General features: G+C 39.8%; 14 protein-coding genes. 3 read left to right on the top strand and 11 right to left on the bottom strand.

The genetic code is table 11. From position 1 onward, the window contains the following. Positions 1-30 precede the first annotated feature (30 nt). A complete protein-coding gene (gene prsT, locus SNR28_RS19135; RefSeq protein WP_375750138.1) occupies positions 31-2,790 on the bottom strand; it encodes an XrtA/PEP-CTERM system TPR-repeat protein PrsT in 2,760 nt (919 codons plus the stop codon). A gap of 415 nt (positions 2,791-3,205) precedes the next feature. Between prsT and SNR28_RS19130 the strand changes: the two genes are divergently transcribed. From SNR28_RS19130 to SNR28_RS19120, 3 genes are read left to right on the top strand one after another with little or no spacing between them, the layout of a single operon-like run. Next, positions 3,206-4,306, top strand: a complete 1,101-nt coding sequence (locus SNR28_RS19130; protein ID WP_375750137.1) for a GNAT family N-acetyltransferase — start codon at positions 3,206-3,208, stop codon at positions 4,304-4,306. Continuing rightward, positions 4,307-5,260, top strand: a complete 954-nt coding sequence (locus tag SNR28_RS19125) for a hypothetical protein (RefSeq protein ID WP_375750136.1) — start codon at positions 4,307-4,309, stop codon at positions 5,258-5,260. Between the two features lie 11 nt (positions 5,261-5,271). Next, entirely contained in the window at positions 5,272-6,768 is a 1,497-nt protein-coding gene (locus SNR28_RS19120; protein ID WP_375750135.1) for an oligosaccharide flippase family protein, read from the top strand. Positions 6,769-6,814: 46 nt separating this feature from the next. Here the strand turns inward: SNR28_RS19120 and SNR28_RS19115 are convergent, their stop codons facing one another. From SNR28_RS19115 to SNR28_RS19070, 10 genes are all read right to left on the bottom strand, one after another. Further along, on the bottom strand, positions 6,815-8,134 hold the full coding sequence (locus SNR28_RS19115; RefSeq protein ID WP_375750134.1) for a putative O-glycosylation ligase, exosortase A system-associated: 1,320 nt from the start codon (positions 8,132-8,134) through the stop codon (positions 6,815-6,817). 106 nt (positions 8,135-8,240) lie between these two features. After that, a complete protein-coding gene (locus tag SNR28_RS19110) occupies positions 8,241-9,359 on the bottom strand; it encodes a glycosyltransferase (protein WP_375750133.1) in 1,119 nt (372 codons plus the stop codon). A gap of 48 nt (positions 9,360-9,407) precedes the next feature. After that, positions 9,408-10,562, bottom strand: coding sequence for a glycosyltransferase family 4 protein (locus SNR28_RS19105; RefSeq protein ID WP_375750132.1), 1,155 nt, complete (start codon positions 10,560-10,562; stop codon positions 9,408-9,410). Between the two features lie 3 nt (positions 10,563-10,565). After that, positions 10,566-11,768: a glycosyltransferase family 4 protein gene (locus SNR28_RS19100; RefSeq protein ID WP_375750131.1), complete on the bottom strand. Its 1,203-nt coding sequence runs from the start codon at positions 11,766-11,768 to the stop codon at positions 10,566-10,568. Positions 11,769-11,776: 8 nt separating this feature from the next. Further along, complete coding sequence (locus tag SNR28_RS19095) at positions 11,777-13,657, bottom strand: XrtA/PEP-CTERM system amidotransferase (RefSeq protein ID WP_375750130.1); 1,881 nt, start codon at positions 13,655-13,657, stop codon at positions 11,777-11,779. Between the two features lie 7 nt (positions 13,658-13,664). Continuing rightward, the gene (gene xrtA, locus SNR28_RS19090) at positions 13,665-15,110 is read right to left on the bottom strand and encodes an exosortase A (RefSeq protein ID WP_375750129.1); all 1,446 of its coding nucleotides are present in this window, start codon (positions 15,108-15,110) and stop codon (positions 13,665-13,667) included. Next, entirely contained in the window at positions 15,103-16,317 is a 1,215-nt protein-coding gene (locus SNR28_RS19085) for a TIGR03087 family PEP-CTERM/XrtA system glycosyltransferase (RefSeq protein ID WP_375750128.1), read from the bottom strand. The genes xrtA and SNR28_RS19085 overlap by 8 nt, the downstream gene beginning before the upstream one ends. A gap of 5 nt (positions 16,318-16,322) precedes the next feature. After that, a complete protein-coding gene (locus tag SNR28_RS19080) occupies positions 16,323-17,366 on the bottom strand; it encodes a FemAB family XrtA/PEP-CTERM system-associated protein (RefSeq protein ID WP_375750127.1) in 1,044 nt (347 codons plus the stop codon). Then, positions 17,363-18,190 (bottom strand): XrtA system polysaccharide deacetylase, encoded by an 828-nt coding sequence (locus SNR28_RS19075; protein WP_375754121.1) that lies wholly within the window; start codon positions 18,188-18,190, stop codon positions 17,363-17,365. The genes SNR28_RS19080 and SNR28_RS19075 overlap by 4 nt, the downstream gene beginning before the upstream one ends. Positions 18,191-18,246: 56 nt before the next feature. After that, entirely contained in the window at positions 18,247-19,647 is a 1,401-nt protein-coding gene (locus tag SNR28_RS19070; protein WP_375750126.1) for a TIGR03013 family XrtA/PEP-CTERM system glycosyltransferase, read from the bottom strand. Positions 19,648-19,847 lie beyond the last annotated feature (200 nt).

Here is a 19,847-nt window from a genome sequence, read left to right as displayed (position 1 = left end):
CCTATTTATATGCGCATGCATGAATACTCCTTAGTTAAGTTTGTCTTCCAGCTCTTTTTTCAGCACCAGCAGTCTAGGCTCATCGGTATTGATATCTAATAAAACACTGGCTGCTTTGTTTTTCAGATTGTTTGCGATAAGGCTTTGTGCAAAATGCAGCGCAATTTCAGCGTGACTAGGTACCTTATCGTGCGCTTTTTCTAAGATTTCCATCGCTTTTTTAATATCACCTGTGTTTAGTAGGTTGTATGCGTAAGTGTCTGATATGGCTGGGTTAGCAGGGGCGATCTCATACGCTTTGTCTGCGTATACCTGTGCATTAGAAAACTGATCCTTTTGCTGATAAAGCGCTGCAATATTATTCAGGGCAATTAGGTTATTGGGTTCTTTCTCAAGGATTGCCTGGTACTTAGCGATAGCTTTTTCAGGAGCCATTTTGGACAACAAGTCTGCTACTTTGATGTTTAAAGGCTTAGCAGTACTTGGATATTGCTCTATAAGCTTCTCAAGAAAGGCTAAAGCTTCCGGCCCCTGACCATTTAAGTAAAGAACAGAAGAGAGCTGATCTGCCGATTTAACATCGGGATTTTTCTCGAACATCAACTCATAAACAGGAACTGCGCTGCTGTAGTCTTTATGTGCAATAAAAAGTCTGCCTTGAAGCTTTAAAGCATACAAAGATTGTTTTACGCTGTTATCAAGGCTATCTAGTACTGCCTGACTTGAATCAAAATCTCTTAGCTTATATAAGAGGCCAGCTTTCATTAACGGGAAGCGAACATCGTTAGGAAAAATTTCTTCAGCTTTGTTTGCTCTGGAGACACCTTTTCTCAACTTATGAGTCATTTCGCTTATATGTACAAGCCTAATATGACCATTTACGTCTATTGGATCTTTATCTACCAGCTTAGTGTAAGCTTTCTCAGCATCAACCCATTTAGTTTGTTGAAAATAGATATCACCAATAAGCTTCCAGGTTCGAGGCGTCTTATTTGATTCTGCTATGGATTCCAGTAGTTCCACGGCTTGCTGCTCTTTCTTGTCTACAGCTAAAGCTCGAGCCTTCTGGTGAATCAGCGCGATATCATTATTAGCTTCTATCTGAGAGTTTAACAACTCGATTAAGTCTGATAAGCGTTTTGTCTGAGATGCAGCAACAAGAAGCACCGTATAGGCCGCTTCGTCATTTGGCATTTGCTTTTTTGCTTCGTAGGCATGTTTATATGAATCCTGCCATTTTTTTTGACTTGCCATTACTTGAGCAAGTGAGGTTCTCGCTTTGATGTTATTAGGTTCTAGCTGGACAACTTTTCGAAAAGCAGACTCTGCTAAGGTATAGTTCTGTTTTGCCTGATTAACTAGGCCCTTAACTTGTATTGCAAGTGTGTCCTCTGAATTTATCTTGAGCCACTTTTCTGCGACCTTGTATGCTTCGTCGTAGTCTTTCAGCTTGATACTGTAGAATGCCAGAGTAAGTTCAGCTTTTCTGGAGTTTGTTTTTTCGTCAAGTGCTGCCTTAATATCATTCAACCCTGATTTATCATCTCCTGATAGCTTAATGAGCCCAAGCATAACTTCACTGCCGGCATTTCCTGTTTCTGCAGCTTTTTGGGCTAACTTAAGTGCTTCTTCTGTTCTGCCAAGTTCAGAAAGTTGAGCGCTTACGGATGACAGATACTGCCCGTCTTGCTCGGACTCCACAGCGTAGTCTTCTAGTAACTGTAGCGCGCTTTCTACATACCCCAGTTTCAACAAAGTCGCAATATACAACTTATTTACGTAATGGTCGTGGGGCAATTTATCACTTATTTGCTCAAACCGTTGTTTTGATTGTTCTAGCAACCCTAGTTGATAAGCAGAGACCCCTGCAATGACATAGGTAGAAATCTGACTTGCGCCATTGTGTATTGCTCTTTCTGAGTGTTCTTTTGCCTGATTGAAATCCTGATTTTCGTACTCGATTACTGCTTTGAGTTCATTACCCAATACGTTATTTGGAGCGATAGACAATATATTGTCTATGTGAGGCTCTGCTTCGCTATACTTGCGTGAAAGAACAAGGGTTCGAGCAATAAATAGTGTGTAGTGCAGGGCGTTTGGAGCGAGCTCATAAGCTTTTTTATAACTGCTTACCGCTTGTTCATACTCTTTTTTTGCTGCTTCAAGGTGCCCCTTAAACAGCCATACATCACTGTTGTTTTTTTCACTGGTTAGAATTTCATTAACCGTTCTTAATGCCGAATCTATATGGTTTTTAGAAGCATCGATTTTGGCTCTGCCTAGCTGTGTATACAGAGTGTCATAACTTGTATCTTTTGCCAGCTGAAGGCTATGCTCTGCATCTTGTATCTTACCAAGGTTCAATTGAGCGATTGACTTGAGTGATAAAAGCTCGGCTTTAGCATAAGGTGAACTGATTTTAGATATATCAATCAGGTCGATGGCTTGCTGACTTAATCCCTGATTTAACTTAGAGCGGACCAACAATGGAAGAACTTCATCTCGGTTGCCTTCCAGACTAAGGGCTCTTTCAAACTCTTTGCTGGCACTGACAAAATTTCCTTGTTCTAAATAAACTATACCCAGCATAAGTCTTGGCTGGGCGTCCTTGGGAGAGCTTTGAATTGCATTCTTAAGTTCTATGATGGCGGCATTAATATTATTTTCATTCAGATACTCTTGCGCGTTTGTAATATATTTATTCGAGTAAGCTGATCCGCAGACAAATACGGAAGATGTTACAGCGAGTAGCATGCAACGCTGAATGGATTTTCTTAATTTATATGACATATTCTTCCCTGACCATTGTTACAACAGAAGCTGTATAGGAGCCAAACCGATGATTATTACAAATATTGTAGGCTAGTTTTCTAATTCAGCATAGATAAGAAGTATGGTAAATAGTTAATATTTCTCGTTGCTTAGACTAAATTAAGGTCGGCGGAGAAAGTTAGCAATATAATAAATAGATTTTATAATTCTCCTTTTTGAGATAAGTTGCAAATAAAAGCTATTCAAGCTTGCAAAATTGTTAAAATGATCTACGGGGCTTGTTTTAAAGTTGAATATTCACTGTAAACATAAACTTACTTTCCTAATTAAGGCATAACGTATATTATTCAAAGAGTTCCGTTCTTTAATTCTAGTAATATTGCTGCTCTCAGGAACAATTAAACTATCTGATAAATAGCAATGGGTGGTTATATTGAAAGGTGCCATAAGTTGTAAATTTTACGAGAATCCCAGTAGAAAGTGGCTCGAAGAATCCTGGGTTAAGCTGGAGCTTTGTTCCGAACATGGCTTTTTTTTAAGTTGGGCATGGATAAGCACCTGGTTGGATTGTTTTGTAAAGGATCATACCGTTGTTGTTGCTAAGGAATCAGAAAGGGTTGTTGGCTTGGGTATATTGGTTACCCAGCCGGCTAATATTCGAGAAAAACACTTTCGCCGGATTCACCATCTGCACCGGACGGGAGTAACAGAATATGATCAGATATGGATTGAGTGTAATGATTTTTTGTTAGTTGATGAGCATAGGGACAAAATTCGCCTGCAAATGATCAATTGCACATTAAGCTGGATGGGGAAGTGGGATAAATTAGTTATCGGAGCCAGCAACGAGCGAGACTTCAAGAGCGTTGAGAGTTCAGGTTTCTTTAAAAGAGATATCTGGAGCGCACCTAGTTACCTGGTTGATTTTGACAAACTTAACAGCACTAGCAAGACAATTCATCAATCTATATCCAGAAATGCTAGATATCAGATAAACCGAAGTTTAAAAAAATACAGGTTGGAAGGTGACATCAGTTTAGTTCAGGCTACAAAACAAGATGAAAAACTGGGTTTACTGAAGGTTGCGGCTGAATATCATAAGTTAAGGTGGGGGCATCAGAGCGGCTTTCATAATAAGAGCTTTAACGAGTTTCATACAAAGTTTATTGACAGAGCAAAAGACTCTGTGGAACTGACGAGAGTTCAATGCGGTAGTGAGACGATTGCTGTGGTTTACAACATAAGTTATCAAAATCGAGTTTATTTTTACTTAAGTGGCATAAATTATCACAACAACAGCAAGCATATAAAACCAGGCATTGTATCTCATTATTTGCTGATTGATTCTGCTCATAAAACGGGAGTGGCGTGTTATGACTTTATGGGAGGAGATGCCAGATACAAACGAACTTTTGCTAACGTGGAATCAAGGCAAATCGTGTTTTCGATCGAGAAATCCCGGTTACTATATCAGATAGGCAATATGTTGAGATGTATAAAAAATAAATTATTAGAGAGACAGTCCGGAGTATAAATGCCGACTAACAAGCTAGCCATAGTCATACATGCGGAAGAAGAGTTCGACTGGAAGAATGGTTTCTACAGGGCGAATACAAAAGTATCTCATGACAGAGAGCTTATTCAAATAATGGACACGTTAATTGATACTGGTGCTAAAGTAACGATTGCGATGGATTACCCTTTCATCAAAAGTGTATCAGGAGAAAAAGTAGTAGATACATATAAGAAACAAGATGAATTGGTTGAGTTTGCATCGCATTTACACCCCTGGGTTACTCCACCATATGCAGACGAGAATGAAGAGTCTACAGAGTACGATTCATATCCTTGCAATCTTCCCTATGAACTGGAGCAGGCTAAGTTAAAAACCTTAACAGAGACGATAGGTTCTGTTAGTGGTTTACTTCCCAGTTCTTATCTTGCCGGACGTTATGGAATAGGGACTAATACAAATGGAATTTTAAAAGAGCTTGGATACAAAGTAGATCTGAGTATTAGTGCGTACAGTGATCTAACTAATCAGTCTGGACCCGATTTTAGTATGTATTCAAATGCCAGGTTTATGAGAAATGGGATAACTCATTTACCCAGAACCAGCTCTATCATATCCAAGATTTCCATATTGCAGTCTTATCTGAATAAGAATCCAGAACTGTTTTCGCTAATACAGAAAAAGGTTTTCGGAAGGCTGATTTTAAAGATCTTAAGAGTTAAGCAATATTACTTATCCCCTGAAGGCTTTACTCTGGAACAGATGAAAAAAGTCACGTTGAGCCAAATAGATATTAATCAGCATGAGTTTGTGATGTCATTTCACTCTCCAAGCTTGATTATAGGATCGACACCTTATGTAAGTAATGTTGAAGAGTACAACGAGTTTTGTCACGTTGCTGTAGAGTATGTAAGGTGGTTTACGAACGACCTTGGTGGTGAAGTAGTATTGGCAAAGGATTTTGCCAATGAATAGAGATAAGTTTAATGGTTAAAACAGGTGAAACCAAAGCCAAAAAAGTAATAAAAGGTTCCGCCTGGATGTTTGCAATGTCCTGGTACTCCAGACTTTTAGGAATGGCAACACTAATCGTGTTAGCTCGCTGCTTGGATAAATATGATTTCGGTGTAATCGCAGGTTGTTTTGTTGTTCAAGGTTTCTTCGCCGCTATTTCCAATATAGATAGCGGCATATATTTAATGAGAAAAAAGAATATAACTGAAGAGGACTTGGATGCTGCATGGACCATCAGTGTTTTTTCTAAACTATTTATAGCTGGCGTTATTTTTTTCCTGTCAGATTATCTGGCTCTGTTTATGAACATACCTGAGTTGGCTGACGCAATGAAAGCCATGTGTTTGGCATCTGTTTTTATCGGACTAGTCAACCCCGCTATTAATATCAAAATAAAAAATCTTGACTTTTCCAAACTATTCTATTTAGACGTGGTTACAAAAACGATTTCTTCATCAACCTCGATTTTTATTGCAGTTGTTTACAATAGCTATTGGGCGGTAATTATTGCCGAAATTGTAGCTCGTGGCCTATATGCAGGAGGAAGTTACTTTGTCAGTGAGTACAAGCCTAAGGTCTCCTTTAACCTCTTAGCTCAATGGACATTTACCAAGTGGCTTTTATTAAAAGGTGTCGCAGCTTATGTTAAAACTGCGACCGATAAAATTATGGTAAGTCGTTATTATTCAGTACCGGAGTTGGGTGTCTACAACTTCTCAATGGAGTCATCCTCAACAGCGTTGCAGTTTTTAATTGCACCAGTTCAAAGGCTAATTTATCCAAGTTTATCTGACTATTTGGACAATACATCACTGCTAATAGACAAGTTAAACAAGTTTATACTGGTGCTGAGTTTAATTTACATACCAATCGTTTTTGGTGGTGTATATCTGGCAGATACGATAGTACCAGTAGTTTTCGGTGAGCAGTGGCTAGAAGTTGTTCCTATATTTCAACTGTTTCTTATAATGTCTATTGCTACTTTACTGAATGACATTTTAACGGATGTCTTTACTCTAACAGGAAAGCTGAAGAAGATGTTTTTCTATGAGACTTCCGTTGCCATTGTTGTCATATGTTCCATGTACGCCTTTACCTACCTAGCATTTGAGCAGTTTGTCATTTTGAGAGTCATCGTCGCTTTCTGTATTCTTGCTGCCTTGTTAATCGTTTTAAGAACAATAATACCTGTCTCTGTGAAATCAATTATTACTATATGCATGCCAGCTGTCTTATCTTCAGGGTTTATGCTGACAACAATATACTTCGTTGATAATTACCAAGTATTCGGAAACGAGATATTGAACCTGATCTTTTTGATTATGTTAGGTGCTGTAGCTTATTTAGCGGTGATTAGCGTAATGATAACTAAGTTGAAAAGCCGATATGGTGAAATCGACTTTGTTTATAAGAACTTTTATTTGCCTGTGATAAAAATGCTCAGAGCAAAGTTTGGGTATAACACTTGAGTATATGTGTTCTTTTAACTTGCTCTGTTTTCAGTTCAATCAACGGTTAACGCGAGTATTCAGCGGTACTAACCTTAGTATCCTCAACGATTTGGTCTTTTGTGTTAATGTAGAGACATATAGTAAGCCCAACTAACGCATAAAATATTTCAGCATAAGCTAGCGAGAGGGCCGCGCCTGCTACACAATATGATAAGAGAGAAACTTGTAGCATATTTGCCAGATTGTATTGCCAGCTATTGAAACTCTGAATTGAACGATAGTGATTCCTTATAAACCTTAACCGCTTAAACGACAGTAATATAATAAACCCGAACAGAATCAAACCAAGGAATCCGTGATCACCTAATACTTGAAAGTAGATACTGTGAGCAGCCTTTGCTCTGACAGGATCCGGTGTATATATAAAATCAAGCTTATCTATATCACTTACATAACTACCAAAAATATATGAGTTTTCCATTGCTTTAAAACCACCGCCTGTCAACGGTTTATCCATAGCGATCAAGGTGTGCATTTTCCATGAGATTATTCTGCCTATAAAAGAACCATCTGACGTTGCTGCTGTTTCAATAGTGTTCATTCTGTTGTACCAGTTTTGCGGTAAAAACGACACGGCCAGTGCAATGACCAAAACAGCACCAAACATGATTTTCATTTTACTTTTGCTTTGGAACCAAAAATAAATACTGGTTGTCGAGATTGCTATCAGGCCTCCACGGGAGTGGGTGCCTAGAATAGCAAGTACACAAAGAACAAGAATGATACGTAGAGATAATTTGACGACTTTTTTCTCAGTAATTGATGTTAGAAATATGATGAGTGGCAGCACCATAGTTAAAACAGCAGCAAAATGGTTGTTATCTTCGTGTAGGTGTCCAAGTGGACCAAAAATGCGATGCCCACCACCAGAAGCCAAGAATTTTAGCGCTTCTACACAACCTTGAAACCCGACAGACAGTGTTATCACCCAAATAATGAGTTTAAACTCACTTTTGCTACGTATAATTAGCGAAGTAAATATGAACAATAAAATGCCTTTGGCAAAGTTTGTCCAACTATTTTCTACTATCATAGGTGTGTTTGATGATAATAAACTGGTTATGGAGGTATGGATAAAGAAAATAACAACTAACAAAAACAAGCCATCGCCACCTATTTTAGCTTTGTTCCTTTGAAACAGATAAGAAATCATAGTTAAGAGGGCAAAAACAGAGTTGTAACTTATTGATGTTCCAATTCCGTGGATCCAGTTAGTTGGTACAAATAAACCGGCCCAAAGCCAGAGTGCCAGGTTAGTAAAGGCATGCCTGAATGAAAAAAAGATTAAAACTAAGAACACTGCAATGAAAACGAGATCGCGCATTTATTCTCCCTTCTCATCTTTATTTTCTTTAATTGCAGTGATGACTACATAACACAATGTAACCAAGCAAAGTACAAATAATAAGTTCTCAATCACTGGTCTTCCCTTACCGCGTGTAGAGTTCGGTGTACGATTGAATACAATTGTTTTCGCTAAACTTGTTCACTACAAGTGAGCGAGCACACTTAGCCATGATTCTTAATGTCTGTTTATCTTCGAAGGCTTCTATTAGTTTCTCTGAATACTGGGTGGTATCGTGTGAGCTAACAATAAGCCCTGTTTTATTCGCTATAGTGACGTCGTTTATTCCTCCAACTGGAATTATCAAATGAGGTACTTCCATAGACATAGCTTCCAATAGTGTCATTGGAACCCCTTCATTGATGGATGCCATAACAAAAACATCGAAGTTAAAATAATAGTCTCTTACGTTAGATCTGTTCCCTTCAAAAACAACCTTTTTTTTCAGCAACTTGCTATCAGCTACATACTTTTTCAGTTTATTACAATCAGGGCCATCTCCAACAAAAACAAGAGCGCAGTTTTGCTTAAAGGGTTCTGAATATGAACAGGCTTTTTCAAATGCTTCGAGTATGAACTGTTGATTTTTTATAGGGTGCAAACGAGCAACATGGCCAAACACAAACTTGTCATCGTAATAGTTTTCAGCTGAAGCTTGAACATGACTCCTGTTATAAAAAACAGTGTCTACACCATTGCCTATAAGTGATGTTTTTTGAGGAGGTATTTTAACCGTATTTAGCAGCCACTGTTCGAGCTCAGACGAAACCGTGACAATATTGTGAATAGCGTACGCACAAACCCTTCTTATAAGCTGATATTTCCTTACGTCGCCTTTTGGGTCATAGCTGTCGCGACCATGTTCCGCATGTACTCTTTTAGGTATTCGAGCCAATAAGCCTATAAATTGATACTCAATTGTCGCGAGATTATAAGAATGCAACACATCTGGTTTAAGTTGGATAAATAACTTATACAGTTTCAAGTAGAGTGAGAAGTCGTTTCCCTGACGTTTATGCATAGGTATGTAGTTCACGTCACCGTCGATTTCATTTATAAAGCTTCCGACATCAGTCAACGATATTATGGTGTGCTCAAAACGCTCTCCGTCAAGCTTATTTATCATGTTGGCGATAACGCGCTCCAGTCCACCAGTATTGAAACTGTAGACCAGATGACAGATATGTATTCTCTTTCTTTTCATCGTTGTACCTGAAATTAGCCAGAATATTGCAACTTTGACATGTAGCTTTTATGTCTGATTATAAGATGGAGATTCAATCTCAAATAATGCTACGATTCGTTCGGCATTGTTTGTCCATGTAAGCTTTTTGGACACGATGGTATTTAATGCTCCTTGTTGAATTTCAATTCGCAGTGCATCGGTATCCACTATCGATTTTATACAACTGATCATACTTTCAGTACTATCGCTATCAAACAATACGGCATTAACATTATCTTTAAGCAACTCCTTTATATTTGGGGCATCTGGTGCAACTATGGCTTTTCCTTTTGCCAGGTATTCAATGAGTTTTAAAGGAGATGACCAAGGAGTCACGGCTGGTTGGAGTGCAATATCAATTTGATCAAGCCAGTAGGGCATATCATCTCTTTCAACCAGGCCGGTAATATGGAACTGGCTGTCAATGTTCAGCTTTCGGGCCTGATGTTGGAGTTGTTCGGATACAGGACCGTCACCAACAATGAGAAACATCAGTTCGTTGTTGCTCTCATTTGCTAACAATGCGAGTACTTCGTCCAGGCGATGCCATTCGCGACAAAAACCAACAAAACCAATAACGAGCTTATTACTAAAGCGCTTATCACGAGTACTGTCGTTTCTTGCGTGGAATCGGTTTGGATCGATCCCATTGGGCACTACTGATATTCTGCCTTCGGGAACACCAGCTTGTTTTATATACTCAGCTAATACATGGGTGACGGGCAAAACGTGGTCTGCATTCCGCCAAGTATAATATTCTGACCATTTTGCCAAACGATTTAACGAAATACCGCCGTATTCTTTCCTTTCGTTATAAAGCGGCGAGTTTACTTCCAGAAGGAGCTTCAATCCAAATAGCTGTTTGGCCCATATTCCTGCAGGTAAAAATAAGTTGTACCTTTCATATATTGCGTCCGGTCGGTGTTTAATAATCGCTTTACATAGTTTGATAAATACGTGAAAGGAGTAAACAAACTCTAATAACTCCGACATGAATCTTGGTAAACTTGCTCGTAACTTAGAAACCCACCCACCGTCACTACCGAAATCGGCATTCTCAGCAACTTTAGGCGCGACTAATACTATCTCGTGACCAAGCAACTCTAGCGCTTTGATTATCTCTTCTATATGGACATACTGACCATCTTTGGAAGCGATCCTGTGGTGATACAGAATTTTCATATCCTAATAAACCTTATCCGCGGTATTGTTGAGCAACTTTGTAAATATCTCGTACTGGCCTGTCGAGGTTGTTAACCAATCAAATTGCTCTGCATAAGTACGGGTTTCCTCCCTTTCCGGAAGGTTACTTAGCAAATAGTTGATACCTCTGGCGATGTCCAACGGTTCTCTTGATACCAACTCGCCAGCCTGTTTATCTTTTACGACTTCTGGAGTACCCCAAATGTTGGTAGCGACAACGGGAGTGCCACATGCCATTGCTTCAAGCAGCACATTAGCCCATCCTTCACGGCTGGAAGCCAGAACGAGCGCATCTGATGCACCGTAATATAGACACAACTCAGTCTGGCTAAGGCTTCCCAGAAAACGAACTCTGGCAGTGAGTTTTAGTTGATTGACCATGTCTTTGAGTTTATGTTCTTCCGGTCCGTTTCCTGCAATTAAGAGTAGGGCGTCCGGGACATGTGTCAAAGCTTCAATAACCAAATGGTGTCCTTTTCTTTCAATAAGGTGACCAACGGAAATAACAATAGGCCGATCATTTGGGAGTGCAAGATGACTTCTATGTTCGAGTTGCTGACTCTTATCACTGAGCGAAAACAACTCAAGATCAACACCATTTCTTAAAGTAGTGACCTCTTCAGGCTTACCTCCAAGGTTGATCATTTCTTGTCTCAACGCCTCACATACTGCCATGCTGTGACTACTTTGGCTTAGCACATGCTGAATCTGTCGTTTAGGTTTTTCAAATTGAGGTATCAGGTTGATATCCGTACCTCTGGCAGTAACCGTAAAAGGCTTACCTAGCTTTTTAGCAGCCATTTCGATGGCAACGCCATCAGGGTAAAAGTAGTGCCCATCGATAAGATCAAAATCATAACCATCTTCTATTAGCTGTTTAGCTTGTTTGTATATTGCTTTAGCAAGCGTTGCAGGTGTCATAGTCATCCCGATTTTAGGTATGACTATGTAGCGTGGGTGGTAGACATCTATATCATGTCTTTTCTCATAATAGGGTGCTTTAGCATACTCAGCATAGCTGCCAAACAGTGGATGTTTTGATGGGAAGTAGGGGATAGGAGCGATGACCTTTGCTTCTACATCCGGGTAGTGAAGTCTCAAGTGGCGCAGACGAGTTTCAATGAAAACTCCGTGTTTGGGGTTGTTTTCATAAGGAAACAGGGTTGAAACAGTTAATACTTTCATCGAGGCTCCTACTGCTTATTCAAAAACTGAGCAAACATCAACAAACACCATAACGAATCTCCGTGATCGCTGGTTCCCTTCGCATGACTACTAACAAGCTTCTCTAGTTCTCGTGCCTCAAAATACCCGCTGTCTAACATTTTTTCAGAAAGGACTTCAGAACGTAAGTTTTCCAGTAGAGGACCTCGAAACCATTGAGAAATAGGAATACTAAAGCCCATCTTTGGCCTATAAAGAATGTCCTTGTTAACGTGAGGTTCAAGCGCTTTTTTAAAAGCATACTTTCCCTGACTTCCGTGGATGTTGCTGCTGCTTTGTATTGAAAATGCCCACTCAATGAACTTATGATCCAGTAGTGGTGCTCTTACTTCGAGAGAGTTTGCCATGCTCGCCCTGTCCACTTTTGTCAGAATATCCCCTGATAACCATGTTTTTATATCCAGATACTGGATCATTTTCAGCGGATCGTCAGTACTAGCTTGCTCCGCATATTTTTTAACGATTTCCAGCCCGGTATAGCCGTTAAGTTCTTTAAGATATCCGGCTTTAAACAGTGAGTGTCTTTGTTCTGAACGTAAACGTGACATGGTGTTTCCATAAGCTTCCACAGCATTCATGGACAAAGACTGGAAGGTTGTTTTCCCCCTCAGGAACTTAGGTGCCCAGTCTGCTTTTGGATATACCTGAGCTAATGTGCCAAATAAAGGTTTTCTTATCGAGTGCGGGAGTTTTTGGCGCAATCTGTGTTCTGCAAGTTGTAAGCGATGCCGGCGGTAGCCAGCGAAGATTTCATCACCACCGTCTCCGGAAAGTGCAACTTTGACAGACTGTCTGGCTAATTGACAAACACGGTATGTTGGTAGGGCAGAGCTATCTGCGAAAGGCTCGTCATAAACATTAATTAGGTTACTAATAAGGCTGTAATCATCAGACGAAACAATCTGATTGACGTGATTGGTTTTGTACCGGGTTGCAATTTGAGATGCGTAACTGGTCTCATCGTATTCTTTTTCATTAAAACCGATTGCACAAGTGTTTATCGGGTCGTCCTGCAACTGTGCCATAATTGCAACGATGGCGCTGGAATCGACGCCACCGGAAAGAAATGCGCCTAACGGAACATCTGCAAGCATTCGTATTTTTACCGCTTGTTTGAGATTTTCTATGAGCTCTTCCTGCGCTTGCTCAAAAGATATTTGAGCTTCAGGAAAGGTAAGATCCCAGTACTGAACTGGATTAGCACTACTGTTGGCAGTAAGCAGTAAGTAGTGTCCCGGATTGAGCTTATAGATATCTTTGTATGCGGTATAGGGATCAGGCACATAACCATACATTAAGAACTCTTCTGCCATTTCTTGACGAAGCGTTTTATTTACCTCAGGGTGTGCTAAAAGTACTTTTAGCTCAGAACCAAATACCAACTGACCAGATTGTGTCTCGGTATAGTACAGAGGCTTCTTACCTAATCGGTCGCGGGCAATAAATAGCTGTCGTTGATTTATATCCCATAGTGCAAAAGTAAACATCCCTTGGAACTTTTCCAGACATTCTACTCCCCATGCTTCCCATGCATGTACAATAACTTCTGTATCTGAAAGCGTTGAGAACTGATGCCCCAACGCTACTAGTTCGTTAACCAAAGTCTGAAAGTTATAGATTTCGCCGTTAAATACCACGCAAACAGATTTATCTTCATTAAATACAGGCTGGTGTCCGCCAGCCAAATCTATGATGGATAAACGTCTGTGGGCCAGACCGATATCAGGCTCGATGTAATAGCCTTCATCATCGGGCCCTCGATGACTCTGTACTCTATTGATAGTTTTAAGTAATTCCAAGTCGACAGAAGGAGCCTGTCTTAAATTGTATATCCCTGAGATACCGCACATCGTATATTTACTTCCTTATCCTATCGGCTGATATCCATTCTGATGCTACCCGAGCTAAATCTATCTCAGATGAGTCCCTGCTCGCTATAGCACGAACATCAGCATAGCCAGCCGTTCCCGATATCAGTGTCGAAGCTCTTTCGAGCTTTAGCTTCAGCTTATCCGTCGAGCAATACTCGTTAATACAATACCAATACAGAATTGCGAGTTTTTCGCCCCTGCTGTTCGTGACATTGAGGTAGGTGGCATCAAAACTACGGTTATGAGGTGTTGTTATTTGAATAGACTTGCGACCATCTAATGTCCACATGTTTTTGTCGTATAACCTGTTGATATAGCTAATGAGCTCTCCTTTTTTTTGATTTAACGAGTATCTGGCAGCAAAAAGTTCGGTTTTACCATCGGAGGTAACCCTTTTTTGTTTTATTTTAGCGTGTGGAAAGGATACACCCCACTCAGAGCTTTTTCCGGGAATAGTTTGTTCAGGAAAATCGAGAGTATGGTTTACAGTCTGCTCTGTAGTAATGATTGAATCGCTCCAAACTTTTACCCCAATTAGTAACGCTAATGTAAATAGAGACGCAATAATGGCATTGTTGCTGGGCTCGATAACAAATCCGGGTAGTTTTGCATCTGTGTTGGTGTGTAAGTGTTTCTCTTTAAAAAAATAGGCTATTGAGAAGCTAATGATGGTAATGAAGCTGAAAAAGAACCAACCGTAAATCAGGTGATCAGCGCCTGTAGCGTATTTCATATCACTGTAATATCCAATAACAATGATACCGTATGCTCTAAATCCGTTAGCGATAATCGGTAGTATGCATGAGAAAGCAATAAATAGAGCCATCTTCCAAGGAGCGGAGAAGAACATATAGGCAAATAGAGTCCCAAGAGCGATGCTTGAAATCAGGAACCTTATTCCAGAGCACGCTTCGGCTACTTCAAATAACCCATTGGGGATCGTCAGATACATGCCTTCTCTATAGATAGGAATACCACTAAATCGAACCAGAGCTACTGAGATATCCGCAGTGATCGATTGTAGGTATGGGACCAGTTCTTCACCAAACGGTATACAAAAAAACAGATAAATTATTGGAAAGTAGAAAGACTTAGCGACTTTATTTCCCAGCATCGCCCACAGAATCAGTTGAAGACTTGTCACTGCGGCAACATGCTCAAATAAAGCGATATCAGCAACCCTTCCTATTATCCATAGTAAGCATGGGAAGGTTAATAGAAATAAAGGTGGCCAGGATATCGATAGGTTTCGGAGGTTGAAGCGGTGTTTTTCTTGCCACACTAGCCAGAGGCATATAGGAACAATCAAAAAACTATGTTCATAAGTCTTCGACTGACCCCATACGGCTACCATCCCTGTAATGGACTCAAAAAAAACATAAGTCCACGTGAGTATTGGAAGGCCGAACCTAAGAAGCGAGGCTTTAATCATACGGCGCTTCCAGATAGCTTAATAATGGCGAGAGTTTAGCGTCCCAACTGTAATTTAATTTTAACCAATCCCTCGATTCTTTCGCATGACTAGTATGAGTGAGCTTTTCAACTACCCACTCCGCAAAATGCTCGGGGTCGTCTGATATAAATATATGATTATCTGGGTACTTCTCTATACCTTCTATTCCCAGTTTTGTCGCCGCTACCGGGAGTTCCATAGCCATGGCTTCCAAAATCTTGTTTTGAATTCCGCGAGCGATTTGCATAGGCGCTACCGCTGCTTTGGCGTGTGAAAGGTATGGACGAACATCTTCTACACGGCCCGTAATAACTACGCCTGGTACTTCGTTTAGGTTGGAAACCTGTTTTGAGGGTGAAGAGCCTACGATATAGAATTTGCTATTAGGAAGTTTTTTGTAAACTAACGGCCATACATTATCAGTGAACCACTGAACGGCATCAGCGTTCGCCCAATATCCCATCGCTCCTGTGAAAACGATGTAGTTTTCCTTGTCCAAAGGGTAATTTTCTTCAAGAGAGTGTCTCGAAGTTGGTGAAAAAAAGTCAACGTCTATGCCATTGCTTAGTGTCTGGATCTTGCTGTTAGCATTACCATTTAGCATGCTTCGAAACATTTCAGTCTCTTTATCCGAGATAAAACAGCTTACGGCAAACTTTTTGGCGACATGCTTCTCATATTTTTCTAGAGTTCGGTATTCTCGTCGATATACCCAACTCATTATTCCTTTGGTTTTGTCACTGTATTGACGCCATTTATCTGAGTCTATGTCAGCAAACTGCATTACCTTATGAAGCTCTGGCGTATCTTTTGTAAGCACATATTGAGCCATACAGCCTGAGTAGATGAAGGCCTTTTGAATGCTTTCTTTATGGACGATACTATTTACCCACTGCTGCATTTTTCTACTGTGATAATGAGGCAGAGTGATAGGTTTTCCGGTAATAAAAGCGCTTAATCCTTTGATTTTGGCTTTCGCAGGACTTAAATCGACGAAGAAGGCCTCTTTGCATAAGTCTCGTACATCATCTTTGTACTTCTCGTCATATGGGTCATCAATAAAGCAACCCAAATAAACGTCATAGTGCTGACTAAGAAACTTGAGGATATTGCACGTCGTGATTTTATCTCCTTTATTCGCAGGAAAAGGAATGCGATGGCATAAATAGAGTAACTTTTCTTTCATGTGCGTTAACCAAGATACTTAGATAAATGTGGACCGACTATTCGGCTGAGGCCCAGTGGCATTTTTTGCCACACATTTATAAAAAACTTATATTTAGGGTTGTTTGGGGATAGGTTTGGTAACTCTTTACTATCAATTAAAGCGATTCTGTAGTGCAGCTTCTCTTCCTCCATTCCCCAGTTTTTCTTATATTTATAGGAGCCAGAATCGTTTTTACTACGGCCAAAATCAAAACGACGCTTTCCTTTCTGTTTCGCTAAACACATAAGTTGGTAATACATGAAGTCATTGCTTTTTAATGCTCTGGCATCAAAAATACCTCCTCCGTAATAGGGCAGTACTTCGTCTTTATAATAAAAGCTGAGTACGCTTGACACTGGCCTACCTTCATCATCTTTGACGACGAGAGTTTCGCATTTGTCACCGAACACATCCTTTAAGGAGGTAAATAGTTTTTTGTTGAATACTGGTGTTCCTAAGTTTCTTACACTCTCAGCATAAACGTCATAACAGAGTTCAGGGTTGTCTTGATTGTCCCAATTTAGCCCATTCTTCAGGGAGTGTCTTATTACAGCTCTTTGTTTTCTTTTTACAGAAGTCAATATCTGTTCCGAGTCATCCCCTAGCAGGCACGAGAATGTTGTGTGATGACAATGAGACTGCCATACACCATTGGTAGCTCGTGGTTGACGATCGCGGAGTTCTATGTAATCCACGTTCAAAGAACAGCCTAGATCATAGGCCTCTTGTTCAAGTGACTGAGCGATATCATCGTTGTCTGAGAGCACCCCACCATAGACACAAAATGGAGTAGAAACCAACGCATGACCGAATATGCGACTTTTTTGCTCGACTAAAGGCAAGACACCAACAACCTTGTCATCCTGAGTAGCCATTAAATAGTGTTGTTTGTGGTTAAACGAGTCTTTTATTACCTTTATCCATCCAGTGAGATGAAAAAAACTACCTTGGAAATGAGCATCGACATAATCATCCCATGCCGAGAAATCCTGATCATTTATCTTTCTGATCTTTAATGCTGCTGTCATTTATTCGATCCATTTAATTGGTAAACGTTACTCATTGTGTCCCATTGGTAATGACCCAATAATCGTTTAAGCCTGTTTTCCATTCGACCTAGATTAAGGTAGTGTCTGAATGAAGATTTCAATGGCACACCTTTCATTCTTGGTTGATTTTTATCTATTTCCCAAGGGTGAAAATAGAAGCTATAAGGCTTACCAGACTGTTTCAAATAACTATTTATAAGATACCTGCTTAATAAATAAGGGTAGAGTCGAAAAAAGCCTCCGCCTCCTATGGGTAAATTTGCCCCAGCGGTGCAGTTTGTAGGGATAGGAATCTCATAAATCCCTTCTATTCTGCGATAGATAAACTTTGGCCAATCAGGTGCACCGTAAAGGTCATGTTTGACAGGGTAAGTGCTACTGCTATAAATAAAACCAAGCTCGGAAAGCACCTCAAACGCCCACTCGTTACTAGGGTCTATTGAAAAACTGGGGGCACGATAACCAATAACCTGTGTACCAGTCGTATCCTCTAAAAAGGATTTGCTCCGGTGTACATCTTGTTTAAATTCGTTTCGAGATTGAGAGTTTGCTTTCTGATGAGCATATCCGTGGCTAGCGAGTTCATGCCCGTTATTAACAATCTCACGGCACAAATGTGGAAATGACTCAGCAACCCAGCCCAACATAAAAAATGTGGCTTTAGTGTTGTGAGTATCGAACAGCTCCAGGACTCGATGAGTGTTTTGTTCAACTCTTGGTGGGTACTTATTTCCCCATTCTGATACGTCTATTTTTCCCGAAAAAGCAGCGACATGAAAGTAATCTTCCACATCGACTGTCATTGCATTACAACTTATTGGCTCCATTCCTTAGCGCCTTTATTATTCAGTTTGTTGAGTTATCTACCTTTACCAAAAAGGATTATCTCTGCCGTTCTTAATAAGATTAGCAAATCAAATATGAAACCTCGGTTTTTTATGTAATAGAGATCAAATTTTAACTTTTCTACTGCATCTTCTTCGCTTGCGCCATAAGGGTATTTCAGCTGCGCCCAGCCAGTTAACCCAGGTTTTACGTTGAGTCTATGATTGTAATATGGAATGGATTCTTCAAATTTTTCAATGAATTGTGGGCGTTCTGGTCTTGGGCCAACGAAACCCATATCGCCTCGTACCACATTAAATAACTGAGGTAGCTCATCGATTCTGTATTTTCGAATAAAATTACCGACTTTTGTTACTCTTGGATCTTTTTCAGATGCCCACTGCGCACCATATTTCTCGGCGTCAGTTTTCATACTTCTGAATTTGTAGATTTTGAACAACTTGCCATGAAGGCCAGTTCTTGTCTGAGAATAAAGTACCGGAGCAGCGAGTCCATCCTCTAGTTTTATCATGAAGTAGGTAGCTAACATGAATGGCCAGGTAATTAAAAAGATTGCTAAAGCTATAAGTGAGTTAAATGCCCATTCGAATGATCTTTTAGCTGAGTTAGATGAGTTATTGTGCCCATAGATTATCCAGGACGGGTAGATATGGTTGACGGCAACCTGTCCGGTTTCTCTTTCTACAAAGTCTATGATATCAGTAATTTTAATGCCGACTCTCTTACAGTTAAACAACGAGTCATTTGGTAATACGTTTCTTCTTTCGTCTGTTGCGATAACGATTTCATGTATGTCGTGCTTTACAACAAAAGACTCAAGAGAGTTTTCTACGGCTATTTTCTTTTCACGTTTCAATGCATCTTCTGAATCTCCACTCATAGGGACAAAGCCTACGATGGTAATTCCGACTCTATCGGACTGGCGTCTCATGCATTTCTCAATAATGCTTGCTCGTGTGCCTGCCCCTAATACTAAAGTTCTCCGTGAACCTACCTGTTTATATGGAGTTTTGCTAGCTGCAAATCGAGTTAATACTGTTACAACGAAAATAGATACATAGAACGCCTCCAAGAAATAAAGAGGGAGTTCATCTAGAACAATTATTTGGTATATCGCTTTTGATAGGAGGTATGACACTGCTGTACTTACAAGTATTCGCACTGCAATCCCTGTAAAGGTTTCTCTTAATTTTTCGTTATATAAGCCGACAGCGAGAGTAGAAAGTAGCATTATAGGCAAAAATACAACTAAGTGTACGTAAGTTGAAAAGCTGACATAGGTAGGTGCGTCAATTTGTTGATTAAATCTTAATAATGATACACCAACTAAAAAAGTTGAAATTATTGCAATTAGGTCTACGACAATAATTATAATGCTGCTTGGTTTTAGTTCGCTAAAATGTGATCCAGCCATAGCTATCAATCTCTTATTCCATGCGATTAAAGATAAATTTAGATAGAATACTCTATTGGTTGTGCATTCAAATAAATCTAAATTGAACTTAATGCAAAAGTAACGGTAAGTGTCAATATGTTTAACTCATTGTAATGTAACAACTATTTGGTTTCATTTGAATGAATTGGAATATAATAAAACAGGTGCATATAAACAAC

The organism is Vibrio iocasae, assembly GCF_042245395.1.
Classification (GTDB): domain Bacteria; phylum Pseudomonadota; class Gammaproteobacteria; order Enterobacterales; family Vibrionaceae; genus Vibrio; species Vibrio iocasae.
This window is presented reverse-complemented; position numbering and strand designations above follow the sequence as displayed.